This window comes from Paenibacillus sp. GM2FR, from assembly GCF_002803325.1.
GTDB lineage: Bacteria > Bacillota > Bacilli > Paenibacillales > Paenibacillaceae > Paenibacillus_AQ > Paenibacillus_AQ lautus.
On sequence record NZ_MKZM01000008.1, the window covers coordinates 3,732,102 to 3,747,816 of the forward strand.

General features: G+C 50.2%; 10 protein-coding genes. 4 read left to right on the top strand and 6 right to left on the bottom strand.

Annotated features, from left to right (window positions below; translation table 11 throughout):
* Positions 1 to 6 precede the first annotated feature (6 nt).
* The 3 genes from PAEVO_RS16925 (at position 7) to PAEVO_RS16935 (ending at position 7,027) form a co-directional block, all read left to right on the top strand.
* Entirely contained in the window at positions 7 to 459 is a 453-nt protein-coding gene (locus PAEVO_RS16925) for a MarR family winged helix-turn-helix transcriptional regulator (RefSeq protein WP_100538589.1), read from the top strand.
* A complete protein-coding gene (locus PAEVO_RS16930; protein ID WP_100538590.1) occupies positions 456 to 3,626 on the top strand; it encodes an MMPL family transporter in 3,171 nt (1,056 codons plus the stop codon). Before PAEVO_RS16925 ends, PAEVO_RS16930 begins: the two co-directional genes overlap by 4 nt.
* Positions 3,627 to 3,892: 266 nt before the next feature.
* Positions 3,893 to 7,027, top strand: coding sequence for a hybrid sensor histidine kinase/response regulator (locus PAEVO_RS16935; protein WP_100538591.1), 3,135 nt, complete (start codon positions 3,893 to 3,895; stop codon positions 7,025 to 7,027).
* 163 nt (positions 7,028 to 7,190) lie between these two features.
* Here PAEVO_RS16935 and PAEVO_RS16940 read toward each other — a convergent pair whose 3' ends face one another.
* Positions 7,191 to 7,871: an O-methyltransferase gene (locus PAEVO_RS16940; RefSeq protein ID WP_100538592.1), complete on the bottom strand. Its 681-nt coding sequence runs from the start codon at positions 7,869 to 7,871 to the stop codon at positions 7,191 to 7,193.
* A gap of 130 nt (positions 7,872 to 8,001) precedes the next feature.
* Here PAEVO_RS16940 and PAEVO_RS16945 point away from each other — a divergent pair, with 130 nt between their 5' ends.
* Positions 8,002 to 8,889, top strand: coding sequence for a LysR family transcriptional regulator (locus PAEVO_RS16945; RefSeq protein WP_100538593.1), 888 nt, complete (start codon positions 8,002 to 8,004; stop codon positions 8,887 to 8,889).
* Between the two features lie 162 nt (positions 8,890 to 9,051).
* Here PAEVO_RS16945 and PAEVO_RS16950 read toward each other — a convergent pair whose 3' ends face one another.
* The 5 genes from PAEVO_RS16950 to PAEVO_RS16970 all read right to left on the bottom strand — a co-directional run bounded on the left by PAEVO_RS16950 (position 9,052) and on the right by PAEVO_RS16970 (position 15,616).
* On the bottom strand, positions 9,052 to 9,981 hold the full coding sequence (locus PAEVO_RS16950; protein ID WP_100538594.1) for a carbohydrate ABC transporter permease: 930 nt from the start codon (positions 9,979 to 9,981) through the stop codon (positions 9,052 to 9,054).
* Positions 9,981 to 10,892, bottom strand: a complete 912-nt coding sequence (locus PAEVO_RS16955; RefSeq protein ID WP_100538595.1) for an ABC transporter permease — start codon at positions 10,890 to 10,892, stop codon at positions 9,981 to 9,983. Before PAEVO_RS16955 ends, PAEVO_RS16950 begins: the two co-directional genes overlap by 1 nt.
* Before the next feature lie 10 nt (positions 10,893 to 10,902).
* Positions 10,903 to 12,522 (bottom strand): ABC transporter substrate-binding protein, encoded by a 1,620-nt coding sequence (locus PAEVO_RS16960; RefSeq protein WP_100538596.1) that lies wholly within the window; start codon positions 12,520 to 12,522, stop codon positions 10,903 to 10,905.
* A gap of 329 nt (positions 12,523 to 12,851) precedes the next feature.
* Positions 12,852 to 15,125: a helix-turn-helix domain-containing protein gene (locus tag PAEVO_RS16965; protein WP_100538597.1), complete on the bottom strand. Its 2,274-nt coding sequence runs from the start codon at positions 15,123 to 15,125 to the stop codon at positions 12,852 to 12,854.
* Between the two features lie 146 nt (positions 15,126 to 15,271).
* A complete protein-coding gene (locus PAEVO_RS16970; RefSeq protein ID WP_100538598.1) occupies positions 15,272 to 15,616 on the bottom strand; it encodes a winged helix-turn-helix transcriptional regulator in 345 nt (114 codons plus the stop codon).
* Positions 15,617 to 15,715: the final 99 nt, after the last annotated feature.

Here is a 15,715-nt window from a genome sequence, read left to right on the forward strand (position 1 = left end):
CTATTGTTGAACGACAAGGCAAAGCAATGGATCGACCGATATGTGGATGTCTACCTGCTGGTCACCCGGCGGATTAACGCCCAGATTCGGGAACATCTCGGTGAAGATCTGACCAATGACCAGTTTCAGGTTGTGCGCATTATCAACAGCATGGATCACTGTACTTCATCCCATCTGGCGGAAACGCTTGCCGTCGGCAAGAGCTCGATTACCGCTATCGTCAATCGTCTCGTGGATGCCGGCATTATTGACAGAACCCGGGACGAAGCAGATCGCAGGCTGGTTTATCTGACTTTAACGGAATACGGACATACGATTTTTGAATCTGCCCAGGAGCAGATGAGGGAGATCATCTCCCCTTACCTGCAGCATTTTGAAGAAAAAGATATCGAAATGTTTATCTCGATGTTCGAGAAACTGGGGCAATTGATGTTGGAATCAGGGGGGAGAAAGAATTGAAAGCCATACTGAAAGCAAGATGGGCCATTATCGTGCTGTGGCTGGCAGCCGCAGTCGTGCTGTTTTTGTTCGCGCCATCCATGTCGGACTTGGTGCGGGAGAAAGGGCAATTATCCGTACCGGACGGTTACACCTCTTCACGCGCTGCTGAAATTCTCAAGGAAGCCTCCGGCGGCGAGGGCGGGGAAACCCTTCACCAGGTTGCGCTCGTCTTCAATAAACCCGATGGGTTAAGCGAAACGGATAAGGAGAGCATACGGGAGGGCGTTCAAGCTTTAAATGACAAAAAAGAAAGCCTCCATATCGATTCCATCAATGAACCGTTCACGCAAACGGAGCTGGAAGACACACTGATTGCCAAAGACGGCAAGACCATCATGGTCGCGCTTCAGGTCAGCGGAGGCCAGGAAGCGGTGAAAGAGCTGCCCGAGAAGGTCGATCAGGTGCTCGAAGGCGTTCAAGCGGATCATTACCTGACAAGCGAAGGACTCATTAATGAAGATACCATCGTCAGCTCGGAGGAAGGCCTGAAGAAAACGGAATATATTACAGTCGTCTTTATTCTCCTCATACTATTCGTTGTATTCCGTTCCTTCGTCGCACCGTTCGTGCCGCTGTTGACCGTAGGGCTCAGTTATATCGTGTCGCAGTCGGTTGTCTCTTTTCTCGTGGACCAGTTCAACTTCCCGATATCGACCTTTACCCAGATCTTTATGGTGGCCGTCATGTTCGGTATCGGGACCGACTACTGCATCCTGCTGATCAGCCGGTTTAAGGAAGAACTCACCACGTCGGAGGATACCAAGACGGCGATCATCGAGACTTACCGAAAAGCCGGCGGCACCGTGCTTTATTCCGGGCTTGCCGTATTTGTCGGCTTTGCAGCTATCGGGTTATCCAAATTCATTCTGTACAAATCCGCGGTTGCGGTTGCGATCGGCATCGCCGTTATGCTTCTTGCATTGGTTACAGTCGTGCCGTTCTTCATGGCGGTCCTTGGGAAGAAACTCTTCTGGCCGTCACGCGGCAAGCTGGAGCATAGCGAAAATAAGCTTTGGGGAGCGGCAGGTTCCTTCTCTCTTAAGCGTCCTTGGGCTGCGCTGCTTGTCGTAGCTGTTATCGTGGCCCCTTTCCTGGCTACGTACAGCGGCAAGCTGTCGTTTAACAGCCTGGAGGAAATCGGGCCAAGTTACGCTTCGGTTAAGGGCTTTAACATTATTTCGGACAGCTTCGGTCCCGGACAATCGCTGCCATCCACCATCGTGATCAAGAACGATGACCGGATGGATACGGCGGAATACATGGGACTCGCGGAAAAAATCAGCCGTGAAGTGGAAAAGGTGGATGGCGTGTCCAGCGTACGCGGGCTCTCCCGTCCAACCGGTGAGCAAATCAACGATTTCCTCATTCCAACTCAAGTCAAAACGTTAAATGAAGGATTGGGAGAGTCCCAAGACGGACTGACCCAGATTCAGAATGGACTATCCGAAGCAGGCAAGCAGCTCAGCGAGAATACGCCGAAGCTGAATGAAGCCGCAGCGGGAGCCAAAGAGCTGACTAAGGGAACCGCCGACCTCAAGGACGGCATCACGGAGCTTGGCCAAGGCCTCAGCGCCATTCAAAAAGGAATCCAGAGCGGCAGCGCAGGTGCAGGCGAACTCAAAACCGGACTTGCGCAGGCTGCGAAAAGCGCGAAAGAGTTAGCTGCAGCCCATGCCCAGCTTCTCCAAGGTTATAAACAGCTTGATACCGGATTAACAGCTCTTGACGGCGGCGTTGCCGGACTTAAAGAGCAGCTGGGCGGTGTTGCGGCCGCACTGAGCGGACTTGAAGGCTCCTTCACGGGATTGGAGAGCAGCCATCCGGAACTCGTTCAGGATACCGACTACCAAACCATTAAAGGTACCGTTACCCAAACGGCCGCAGGCACAGCCGAGCTGGCAGCAGGGTTAGGACAAATCTCCGAGCAGCTTAAAGGCGCGTCTGCAGGATTATCGGAAGCCAATGCCGGCTACGCTAAGGCAGCTGCCGGGCAAACGGCGCTTGCCGACGGTCTTCAGCAGCTCGTGGCCGGTATCGCCGAGCTTCAATCCGGCCTTTCGCAGGCAGCTAATGGGCAAGGACAGATCGTGAGCCAAATTCCTTCCATTACGGGCGGTCTGGACCAGCTGCAGGGCGGCCAAAAGCAGCTTGCCGACGGCTTTGGCGACCTAACCGGCCAGATCGGAGAGCTGACGGAAGGACTGAATTCCAGTGCGGACGGATTGAAACAAATTACGGACGGACTGCATTCCGCTCAGGATTATCTGCAGCAGATCCAGGACGTTCAGGATGAAGAGCTCAGCGGGTTCTTCATTCCGCAGGAAGCCCTTGAGAATGAAGAATTCCAGACGGTATTCGATACCTATCTCAGCGATGACCGCAAAGTGATGACGCTGGATGTGGTTCTGGCAACCAATCCGTACAGCGAAGAAGCGCTGGGCAGCGTCGAACAGATACAAGCGGCGGTGGATCGCGCAGTAAACGACACGAAATTGGAGAACGCCGAGGTTGCCATCAGCGGCATTACCAGCACGAACAACGATTTGCAGAACATATCGAATGAAGATTACTCGCGAACCGTAATTCTCATGCTGAGCGGAATCTTCATTATCCTGGTCGTGCTGCTGCGCTCCATCGTGATGCCGATCTATCTGATTGTCTCACTGCTCATCACGTACTTTACGGCTGTCGGCGTTACGGAGATGATCTTCGTTCACGGCTTCGGGTATTCCGGCATTACCTGGGCTACTCCGTTCTTCAGCTTTGTCATGCTGATCGCGCTTGGAGTGGATTATAGCATCTTCCTAATGGCGCGCTTTAACGAAAACAAGTCCTGGAATGTTCAGGATGCCATTCTGCATGCCATGCGCAACATGGGTACGGTCATCCTGTCTGCGGTGGTCATCCTTGGCGGTACCTTTGCGGCGATGTACCCGTCCGGCGTACTGTCCATGATGCAGATCGCAACGGTTGTCCTGGTTGGACTTGTGCTCTATGCACTCCTGTTCCTGCCATTCTTCGTACCGGTGATGGTCCGTATCTTTGGCCGGGCCAACTGGTGGCCGTTCACTCCCAAGGAGCAGGACGCAAAGGGCAGTCCATCCGGGCATGACGTAGGAATGTAGCCATTATAAAGAATGACCCAAATCTAATCATGATCACAATAACCGCCTTTTTCCTGATTCATGACAGGTAAAAGGCGGTTATTTTCTACCCGATTTCATTAAAGGTAAACGGAACGCTTGTCCGTCATTACTTGGGGCTACTACCAAAGAACCGAGCGAATGCTTTTTATTGGGGAATAGCTATACGATCGTCACATTTTCTCGTATATTAAGAAGAAGAATTCTCGGATCTTAAACCATACCAAACCTAAAAGGGAACGTGAACCGTGCCAACACGATCTGCAAACCATACCTATCGCATTCAAATTAAAAAGATTCTTCAGTATATATTGGCAGTTGCTGTTTTTCTGTCCGTGCTCCTCAGCATTCGGTGGTATTGGATCGAGACCTTCGTTCCTCCCCACCATCCGAAAGCCTCCCAAGGGGTGCTCGACTTACGCAGCTGGGACCTCATTCATTCCAAGTCCATAACATTGGATGGAGAATGGGAGTTCTATCCTGACATGCTTGCCACAAAACAAGAGCTGGAGCAAACCAATCCGCAGCATCGCTATGTGCAGGTTCCGGGAAATTGGCGGGGGAGCCAAACGAAGGAATCCGGATCTGCCTATGGTACCGGAACCTATCGGCTTCGTATTCTGGTCGATCCATCCTTAACCGCTCCCCTATCGTTCTGGATCCAACAGATTCAGGCTTCGGCGAGCGTCGAGATAAACGGCCTTAAGATGGGAGAGATGGGCAGGACCGGAGAAGACGGCAAAGACACCTATTCACCGGCTCGAAGTCCCTTCGTTGTCGATTATATGCCCGCTCCTGCTGATCAAGAAATTGACTTGATCATTCGAGTTACCAACTTTGAGAATCCGTTCGCCGGCGGAATTGTAAATTCCATCAAGCTGGGATCCAGCCAAGCCATCCATGATGAACGCGGACTTTCCATCGACCTTCAGCTCATTACATTCGTTGTGCTCATCCTTCACGGACTGTATTCCTGCATCTTGTTCTTATTCAATCCGCGGGAATGGACACTTCTTGATTTTTTTCTGCTGCTTCTCACCGCATCCGTCACGATTGTAGTGTCAGATGACGATTTACTGCTGAAATGGCTGCCCATCAATTACGCTTGGGATCTTAAAATCTCCATCTTGTCTTATTCTTGGCTATCTTTTTTCATATTGAAAATGACCAGAAGTTTCACCTTGAAGACCCGCAGCCGATGGTTTACCGCTTATGGCGTTTCCCTGCTTCTATATTCCGGATTTATTGCAATCGCGCCTGCTTCGCTTGTTTTCTGGACGGTGGAGTATAAAGTTTTTACCGTTTTTTATATACTGCCAATCATCATCTCGATCTATATGTTCGGGAGAATGGTGGCAGCAAGCAGGAAGGACGCGATCTTTCTGCTCTTGGCAGCCAGTGGTGTTTTCTCCAGTGTTATTTGGGGAGCACTCATTAAATATCAGGAACTTCCAAAAGTGTATTACCCCGTTGATGTCATCGCGGCCATCATCGGTTTCTCTGCCTATTGGTTTAAGCGTTATTTCCGCAACGTCGATAAAATCAGCAAGCTCAACCGCGAATTGCAGAAAGCGGACAAAATGAAAGACCGGTTTCTGGCCCAGACGTCACATGAGCTGCGAACGCCGCTGCACGGGATCATGAATATCGCCCAGAGTGTCTCGGACAGGGAACAGCATAATATGAACAATCGAAGTGCGGAGGATATGCAGCTCCTTGTTAAGGTTGGACGCCAGATGTCGCATTTGCTGAATGATCTACTCGACGCCGTAAGGCTGAGGGAAAAGCGAATCGTACTGCATGCCGAGCCGCTATCTCTTCCCTCTATCGTAAATGGCGTTATCGATATCCTGAAGTATTTGCTGGAAGGAAAAGCCGTGCAGTTGAAAATGAATATCGACACATCCGAAGCCCTCCCTCCAGTTATGGCTGATGAAAAGAGGCTTGTGCAAATCCTCATGAATTTATTGCATAATGCCATCAAACATACCGAGGAAGGAAGCATTGCCGTAACGGCCAACGCCAAGAACGGACAAATGTTCATCGAGGTAACGGATACGGGAACGGGAATGGATCAGGAAACACAGCAGCGGGTATTTCTGCCCTACGAACAAGGCGATCCCGGATACGGCGACACCAACGGCATAGGTTTGGGCCTTAGCATCAGCAGAGAATTGGTCGAGCTTCATGGCGGCTGGATGACGGTTCACTCCGAAATCGGAAGGGGTTCAACGTTTACCTTCACGCTTCCTTTGGCTGATTCGACTGACGTAGAGATGTCCCCCGATATATCGGCCGTTCGGTTCGAGGCTTATGAAGAAATGGCGGCAAGCCGGAACGACCTGAATGACCAGCCGCTCCAAACCGCAGAAGTCCCGTCAGCGGAAGAGCAGTTGAACATCCTAGCCGTTGACGATAACCTTGTAAATTTGCGAGTGCTTGCGAGTATATTGATGTCTGAACCTTACCACCTGCAATTAACAACTTCGGCCGGAGAAGCGCTGGAATTGCTCGGAACGAGGTCATGGGATTTGGTAATCGCTGATGTCATGATGCCGCAGATTTCCGGTTACGAGCTGACACGGAAGATAAGAGAGCGTTATTCCTCTTCCGAGCTCCCTGTGCTTCTGCTGACGGCGCGAAGTGAGCCCTCCGACATGTATGCGGGGTTTCGGGCCGGTGCCAACGATTATGTCACGAAACCAGTGGATCCGATGGAGCTTAAATACCGTATCCAGTCATTGATTACGCTAAAGCAGTCCGTGAACGAGCGTCTGCGTATGGAAGCTGCCTATCTGCAAGCGCAAATCCACCCGCATTTTTTGTTCAACACCTTGAATTCAATCCACGCTTTGAGTGAAATTGATGTGGAACGAATGCGAAAACTTAACGAGGCTTTTAGTTCATACCTGCAAATCAGCTTTCAATATCAAAACTCCGGCAAATTTGTCTCACTATCGGAAGAACTCGAACTTGTACGCGCATATTTGTATGTTGAGAAGGAGCGACATGGCAACAGGCTCCATGTCAGATGGAACGTGGATCAGAATATGAACCTCCTGCTTCCTCCCTTAACGATTCAGCCTCTGGTCGAGAATGCGGTACAGCACGGTATTATGAAAATAGCCAATGGCGGAACCGTACAAATTCGTATTGAACGTCAGCAATTTTCCACGCTGATTGTGGTCAAGGATGACGGCATGGGAATGAGCAGAGAAAAAGTACAGGAGTTGCTGGATGCTCCGCGAGAGGACAAAAAAGGAATCGGCCTCTACAACACGAATCGCAGGTTGATTCAGACGTATGGGAGCGGTCTTACCATTCAAAGCGAGGTCCATGAAGGGACAAGCGTGTCTTTTGTCATCCCGGATTCGGAGGAATAGCGTCTCTTAACAGAAAAAGGAGGGCATCCCGCCAGATCTAAGATCTTTGGATACCTCCTTTTTTAAAACATACTTGCGAATTCGATTGCCGAGTGTGGCTTTTTCCTTCTGCCATTAACTTATTACTCATCGCCGCAAACCGAAGATGCTTCAGTCTAGTAGCTCACGATACAACTCCGATATAAAATCCGTCATACCCCTTACTTCCCACCGTTTGAATTGCCGTGCCGGAAATGGCGGAGTGGGCGGAGAGCATATCCATGAATTTGCGGATACCGTGCACCCGGGGGTCTGTGCTGTGATGATCGATAACTTCTCCATCCCGGATCACATTATCGCTAATCATGACGGTGCCCGGCCGTGAGAACTGTAACGCCCACTTCAAATAATTGGGATTGTTGGGTTTATCGGCATCGATGAAGATCAGATCGAACGGCTCCACCTTCTCCTCGGCCAACTGCTCCAGCTGTTTCAGGGCATCGCCTACCCGGATTTCCACTCTATCCTCCAGTCCGGCCAATGCCACGTTGGATTTGGCAACCTCGGCATGATGCGGATCAAGCTCCAGTGAAATCAGCTGCCCGCCATCCCCAATCGCCCTAGCCATCCAGATCGTACTGTAACCTCCCAGTGTACCGATCTCCAAAATTCGTTTGGCTCCCTTGATCTGAACGATGACGTTCAGCAGCTTACCTTGAGCCTTGGATACATCAATTTCCGGCAATCCGGCCTCCCGATTTGCAGCTAACACCTTCTCCAGCACCTCATCATAAGGAATCAAATGTTCTGTGAGGTAATCGTCCACTTTTTCCCAAGTTGCAGCTGCAGCTTCCTTCTTTTTCATATCCGTTTCCTCCCTTATTCTCCATTTGGATCTTACAAAATCATTGTATGTGATTTATTGTTATAGATATAATATATATTTAAGCAACTTACATAACTTGAATATATGAATGGATAGGAGTGCGCTTCTCATGAATTTACACGCATTACGGCTCTTTCACGTCATCGCCACAACGGGTAGTGTTACCCGTGCTGCCGAATTGTTAAATATAAGCCAACCCGCCATAACAGCCCAGGTAAAAAAATTCGAGAAGGAACTCTCCCTTACGCTGTTCAAACCACAAGGCAGGGGCATCGGGTTGACGGAGGCCGGTGCCGAGCTCGTCCCGCTTGCCAAAAGACTCTTCTCTGTCGAGCAGCAGATTGAACAATTCTGTCTGGATTATCGCAGCGGTTCGAGGGGACAAATCCGGATGGCGGCAACTTATCTTCCTTCCCATTTTCTCCTGCCGGCCTGGCTGGCGAAATACAAGCAGCGGTACGAAGAAGTAGAAATGAGCATAACCACCACGAATTCTAGCGATGCGCTTAAGCAGCTGTTACATATGGATGTCGATCTTGCGATATACGGCGGACTGCCAGAGGAATCTCCGAATACGATACGGACCGAGGAGCTGTTCCGGGATGAGTTATGGTTTGTCGTATCCCCCGATCACCGTTACGCCAATCAGCGCATCTCCCTGGATGAGATGATGAGAGAGCCTTTTGTTATGCGGGAGGAAGGCAGTTCAACGCGGGAGCGGTTATTTGCCTTATGTCGTACCCATAGCGCGCCTTCCCCGCGGATCACGCTGCAATTCAATGGTCTGCACGAAGCGATCACGGCCGTCATTGCCGGATACGGCGCAAACTTTGTATCCTCACTTGTCGTGCGGGAGTATGTGGAGCGCGGCGAACTGAGCCGGGTCTATGTCGATGGAATCGAGCTGCAAAATATCATTGCGGTCTGCACCCGCAAGCATGAATCGTTATCCGCTGCCGCCATGAACTTCGTGGATATGATCCGGAATCAGTCATAAGTTACCGTTACATTTCCCCTATACATATTGCCTGCCGGGCTTCTCGTATTCTGATGTGCCGTAATTCCAAAAGGGCTGTCCCCCCAAGATCCAGGATCTTTCGGGACAGCCCCCTTTTTTTGTCTACTCTTCTAAGCTTGATTCGTACATTCGCCGAACGCGTTACCCTTTAATGGAGCCGATCATGACGCCTTTCTCGAAATATTTTTGCATGAACGGATAAATGAGCAGAATCGGAAGCGTCGATACGATAATGACCCCGTACTTGATCTGATCGGCATAGCGCTGGGCATACCCTCCTGCATCCCCGCCTGTTCCTGCACCGCTCGAGAACACCTGGTTCGACAGCAGAATATCCCGCAGAACGATTTGCAGCGGCTGGAGCTTCGTGTCCCGGATGTAGATCAGCGCGGTGAAGAAGTCATTCCAATGCCCCACCAAATAATAGAGTCCGATGACGGATACCAAGGCTTTGGACAGCGGCAGTGCCACCTTGAAGAAAAAGGTGAAATGGGAGCAGCCGTCCATGACGGCCGCCTCATGCAGCTCCTGCGGCAGCGAGTTCTCAAAAAAGGTCCGCGCAATGATCAAATAGAACACATTCACGGAGAAGGGGAGTATAAACACCCAGATCGTGTTGGTCAGGCCAAGCCCCTTCATCAACAAATAGGTAGGAATCAGCCCGCCGTTAAAAAACATCGTGATCACGAAAATAAACATGATGATCCGTCTGGCGCGAAATTCCTTTCTCGACAGCACATAAGCCGCCGGAAGCGTAAACAGCATGTTAACCAAGGTGCCGAATACCGTGTAAAACAGCGTATTTCGGTACCCCGTCCAAATCCGCATATCCTTGAAAATCTCCTGGTAACCGAAAAAGCTGATGTTTTTAGGGATAAACATAACCTTCCCCGTAGAGACGAGTGTTGAGTCGCTGAACGAAGCAATGATGATAAAGTACAGCGGATAGGCGATCAGCAAAAAAATCAAACCGCACAGAAAACCCAATGTGACCTTAAACGCTATCTCCTTGCCGTTGATGCGCGTTCTGGTAAGTTCATGTTCCACAACCGTTTCTCCTTCCCCGATCATTAGAATAGGCTCGTTTCCGACATTCTCTTCGAGATCGTGTTCATCGCATACAAGAATACGAAATTGATGAGCGTGTTAAACAAACCGATGGCCGAAGCCAAGCTGAATTGATTGGAGATGATCCCGATTTTATAGACGTAGGTGGCAATGACCTCCGAGACGGGAAGGTTCAGCGAATTCTGCATCAGGAATATTTTCTCGAAGCCGGTCCCGAGGATATTCCCCATGCTGAGAATAAACAGGATGATGATGGTGGGTATGAGGGCGGGAATGTCGACATACCGGATCGTCTGCCATCGGCTGGCCCCATCGATTTTGGCAGCATCATACAGCTGGGGATCCACGGTGGACAAGGCTGCAAGATAGATAATGCTGTTCCAGCCGCAATGCTGCCATATGTCAGAGAGCACATACACCGGGATAAAAGTCGAGGTGGAGGCTAACAAATTGATATGTCCCAGCCCCACCGCCTTCATAAAGTGACCGACAACTCCGGTTTCGGAGGATAGCAGCACATTCAGCATGCCGACCAGCACGATAATGGATATGAAATGAGGCAGGTATACGGTGGTCTGCATCAGCTGCTTCATTTTTTTTCTGCGGATCTGGTTAAGGATGAGAGCTAATATAATCGGAGCCGGAAAGCCGAGCACGATCGTGGCCAGACTGATCAGAAACGTGTTTCGCATCAAATCCGTGAACAGGTAACTGTCGATGAATTGTTGAAAGTAGGCGAGCCCTCGCCACTCTCCGCCGGTCAGGCCTTGGCTGAAATCGTAATCCCGAAACGCAAGCTGGATGCCGTACATCGGGACATAGTTAAACAAGAGAATAACGGCAATCGCCGGAAAAATCATAATCCACAGCTGATAATCTCGTCTGAAGGTGTTCTGTCTTTTACGGAATTCCATATCCTCCCTCCTAGTTTTGATTCATGTAGTCATCATAATATTTCTGCATGATTTCCAAGTTCTGCTTCAGGCCTGCTTTCTCGCTCTCCTTGATGTACGCGTCCCATTCGGCTTCCACGCCGCCCTTGGTCACCCATTTGGCAAAGCTGGATTCCGCCAGATTCATCACGTTGGTGTTGTTCAGGCTCATGGCGTTATTGTCCATGGTGGAATATTTAATAAACATGCCGGGGAACACGTCCTTGTCGGGATCCACGTCTTCTAAAGCAGCCTCTAGCGGCTCCGATTGTCCCAGCACCTCCTGCATATCGGTGCCGAGCGTCAGCTTCAAGGAATCGGGAATATAAAATGCGCCGTTGTCCGCCATCGTTGAGGTCCATTTCCATGTGCCCGGATCCATCTTGGCATCGGCAGGAGGCAAAACGGCATATGTACCGTCTCCGTTATCTTTAATATTCGGACCGATGGATCCGAACAACACTTGCATACCCACCTCGGGAGCATAGAGCTCGTTGATGAATTTCATGGCCGCTTCCTTGTTCTTGGTCTTGGCGGACATCACGATATGGTTGGTTCCATAGTTCAGGGAGTAATGATCATAACTCCAGGACAGCTTCCCAGCATAATCTGCCGACACCTTCATCGGCGGCATGGAAGCATACTGCGGTGCCAGCTGTTCGCCGAAACGGTCGGAAGCCACCCATCCCCAAGTGAAGCCGACCTTGGCTGTGTCCCCTTCGCCGCGCGCAATGGATTGATATTTCGTATAATCATGGGTGAACACTTCCGGGTTAATCAGCCCGGCCTTGTACAGCTTGTTCAGGAACATGACCATCGTTTTGTACCGGTCATCGGTGAGGAAGTTCTTCACCTGTCCGTCCTCCACGAAATAACCCTGCCCGCTGCCGTCTGTCAGCGTGATGCCCATGCTGCCCAAGAGGACCGCAGGGTTAAAATATCCGCCGATGCCTCCCGGCCAATCCATCGGAATCTCGTCATTGGGATCGCCATTGCCGTTGGCATCCTTCTCTTTGAAGGCCACGAGCACTTCATACAGCTCATCCCATGTCGTCGGCATGCTCAGGCCGAGGTGATCCAGCCACTGCTGGTTAATGAATTGCCTGCTGGCGGAAGCCGGCCAGAACCGCTGGTATTTCGGAAGACCGTATATTTTGCCGTCCGACTGCGTTGCAATCACTTTGGTATCCGGTTTTTCATTAAACATGTTCTGTACGTTGGGTGCTTGATCAAGCATGCCGGACAGATCCTGGAAGAGCCCCTGGAACTGTGCAAAGTCGGCATCCGTAATGACGTTCGGCCCGATAAACAGATCGGGAATATCTCCGCTAGCCAGCATCGTCCCTTTCTTCTGTCCCCAGTCTGCGGTAATCTCCTGCCATTCGATGTCCACGCCCGCCGTTTCCTCAACCTTCTGCAGCCATTCCATTTCGGCCAGCGGCTTCGTGAGCGGGTGCTTGGTAATGATGGCGGTGAGCTTTACTTTGCTGCCGGTTTGCTCTCCGGGCGTCTCGGCCGATTCGTTCTGGTCGCCTCCTGCCCCGCTGCAGCCTGTTAACAACATGGCCGTGATGGCGACGAGCGAGATGAAAACGTTTACCCTTTTCTTCATTCCATTACCTCCTGGTTTGGTTTGTTGGTCTGGTCCATAGGAAATGCAGCCATGTCTTGGCCTTGCCTTGGGACACATATCACTCTAAACGGAGGGGAAGAGCCCCGTAAACGAACAGTTTTTTAAGCATCCTCATTTTTTGAAAGCGCTTATAATCAATCGATTGAAAGCGTATCCAGTTTGGCCCGCTGAAGGTAATTCAAATATTGTATATGTTCAAAAATTGAAGCTGCTTTGCTTAAAAAAGCGCCGGCACAGAAGCTTATAAAGAAAAAAGTTTATAAAAGACCGCTGTAAAGCTGCCTTAGTCGGCATCAGCGGTCTTCGTTTTATGCTTTATGTGTATTCCGATATTGTCCGGGTGTCGTGCCCACCATCTTTTTGAAGGAACGGATAAAACTCGAGGTGTTGGTGTACCCGACCTGTTGGGAGATGGCTTCAAGGGTCTCCTCGCTGTTCCGCAGAAGCTGAATGGATTTCTGGATGCGAAGCTGATCGATATACTCTTTGAAATTTTGCCCCATCGTTTTTTTGAAGTGATGGCTGAAGTTAGAGACCGACATATCAAAATAATCGGCCATCATCTGCAGCGAGCAGTTCGGATCCATTCCTTTCTCCGCAATGAGGGACAGAATCTCTTCCTGCGATGCCGAACGGGACACGGGGAGCGTTTCGCTGATCATGTCGCACAGCTTGGCACAACTCTCCCTGATAATTCCGATCATCTGCTCCAGCGTATAACGGTGGTTAAATGCCGCCTCGGTTAGCCGAAGCAGGCTCTGATCGTCATGACGGAACCGCTGGAGGCCGTTGAAGATGACGGTAACCGTATTGAGGTACACGCTCCGTATCATATGCGGCGGCAGGCTGTCATTGCTTAAATAACCGATCAATCGCTCCGCCAAAGAGGCCAGCATGGCCGCATCGTTCTTGAGGATCGCAAGTTCGAGGGATTGCAGGATTTCGGCAAAATAGGATACGGCTCCGGTTTGGGGGACCTCGAGGTTGTCAAAAATCAGCACGGTCGCTGTCTTCCGGATGCGCAGAAACTCCGCCGTGCGGAGCGCCTGCAGGTAGGAGAGATGGAGGTCCACCGGCAATTGAGCTGCGCTAGGCTTGCCAATCCCAATCACCGTTCGCCGGCCCGTATACTCCAATATTTCATCTTGCATCCGTTCCAGACAGGATTTGAGGGGGAAATTCTCCTCATGGGAGCACACCAGAATCAATTCCTGTTGATAGATGCTTTTAAAGAAATAGCCTTGGACATCATCCGGCAGCCGTCCTTCATAGTTCCGGCAGTAATCCAGTATCTTCTCTATCCCTTCTCCATCCGCTTCGCAGCATAGTACGGCAACCGTGAAGTAATCATGATGAAACCGGATACCGACCTTTCCTGCTTCCCGTTCAAAATCATCCCAGGCTGCAATATGCCCGCTCACCAGCTCAAACAGCAGGTTATCCCGCATAATCGGCAAAGATCCCTTCATATGCTCGTCCAGCTTGCTGTTGGCCAGCGAAAGCTCCTCCAACGTATATTTGATCGTATCGATTTCATTCATGTGTTTCCGCTCCCGCGGTTCAAAAACTTGAACGGCGAGATCAACCAAACGGCGGATCGGCTGGTAGTTCTTCCGGATGGATACGTAGATGATGAACATTTCAAGCAGCAGAATCAGCCCGACCAGGATGGCCGTATTCAGCTGAATCGTCCGAATGCCCTGCAGGGACTCAGTTACCGGCAGCAGACTCACATATTTCCAGCCATTCTTATCCGAAACGGAGAACGACACCAGATAGTCCGTTCCGCTGATTTGGTAAATGCCCGAAGAGGATGCTGACTCTTCCCCTATGCCGTGCACAAGATTCCTGAAATCATCGGAGGATTGGTATGACGTATCATTGGAGGATACCAATCGCCTTCCCTGGCCGTCAAACACATAAAAATCACCGCTATAGGTTTCCGAAACGGACTTCATCATCCGGACAATCGTATCCTCCCTGACCATGATCATGACGGCTCCGGGAGAATTCGAGCCTCCTACCGGCAGCGGCTGTACGAAGGTCAGCATTCTGACCCGGTTATTGCCGGGCACAACCACATTCTCCACAGGCCTGACGATAGGAGAATTAAGATCATTCAGGGTCTGGATCATATCTTCATGCGCCCAGTTTTCATAATAGTAACCGACGCCCGGAATGGAAAGGTCGTCCAGACTGTATGCGCTTCCAGTTTTGGAAAACAAATAACCGATGTTCTTCACATACAGCAAGGTGTTGTAAATAAACGCATCGGTTGCATTGTATTTTTTCATCTCATTGGCAATAAGCACCCGCTGGTAGTCGCTTTCCTCCGCCTTATACATCTTGAATTCCCGGTTCTGCACCAGTTCAAACGGCAGATTGTACACATACCTTGTAAACGTATCCATCGATGTCATGAACTGCTCCGTAATATGCGCATTCCAGTCCATTTCCTTCTCTTTCACCACTTCTGCCGAATACGGATAGTAATAACACAGGATGACAATCACGGGAAACATCAGCACAAGCAAATAGGAAATCAACAATTTTGTCAGCAGGTTAATCTTATGGATTCGCAAGCGGCGACCACCTCCCTGTCCTTCATACCCAATCTGAAAATGTTATCTATAAGAATACGTAATTTTCAAAAAAAAGAAAACTCATTTCCTGTTATAAACCTTGGGAAATGAGTTTTCTGATATGTGTACTATTTTTGTGGCAGCAGTCAAGAGGATTGCTCCACGCCCCATTTTTCGGCCCACTTCTCCATCTCCTGCAAAGAATCCAGGAAGTCCAGCCCTTTCTCGGTCAATGAATACTCCACGGAGACCGGAACGGTAGGGAATACCTCGCGTCTTACGATCCCGCTGCCTTCCAAATGCCGGAGCACATCCGTTAAGGATTGCGTCTTGATGATGGCTGCATCCCGATGAAGCTGATTAAACCGTTTCGGTCCTTGAGCTAATTGCGCGATGACGAGAAACGCCCATTTGGCTCCAAGAATTTGCAGCACCGAGCAGATATGATTGAACGCTGGCTTTTCCTGAAAGTCTTCTCTTATCGGTTCCACTGCCTCACCCCACCACTAACTAATCGTAAGTTAGTCAAAATGATTGGATAATATCCAAATACTTTGCCTTCTTACATAATATATGCGCGCTACTTATAA

Bases quoted from the DNA above. Each gene is read 5' to 3' on its own strand.
- PAEVO_RS16940 (WP_100538592.1), bottom strand. From the start codon at position 7,871: ATGAAAAAGAAGGAAGCTGCAGCTGCAACTTGGGAAAAAGTGGACGAT.
- PAEVO_RS16945 (WP_100538593.1), top strand. From the start codon at position 8,002: ATGAATTTACACGCATTACGGCTCTTTCACGTCATCGCCACAACGGGT.
- PAEVO_RS16950 (WP_100538594.1), bottom strand. From the start codon at position 9,981: ATGATCGGGGAAGGAGAAACGGTTGTGGAACATGAACTTACCAGAACG.
- PAEVO_RS16955 (WP_100538595.1), bottom strand. From the start codon at position 10,892: ATGGAATTCCGTAAAAGACAGAACACCTTCAGACGAGATTATCAGCTG.
- PAEVO_RS16960 (WP_100538596.1), bottom strand. From the start codon at position 12,522: ATGAAGAAAAGGGTAAACGTTTTCATCTCGCTCGTCGCCATCACGGCC.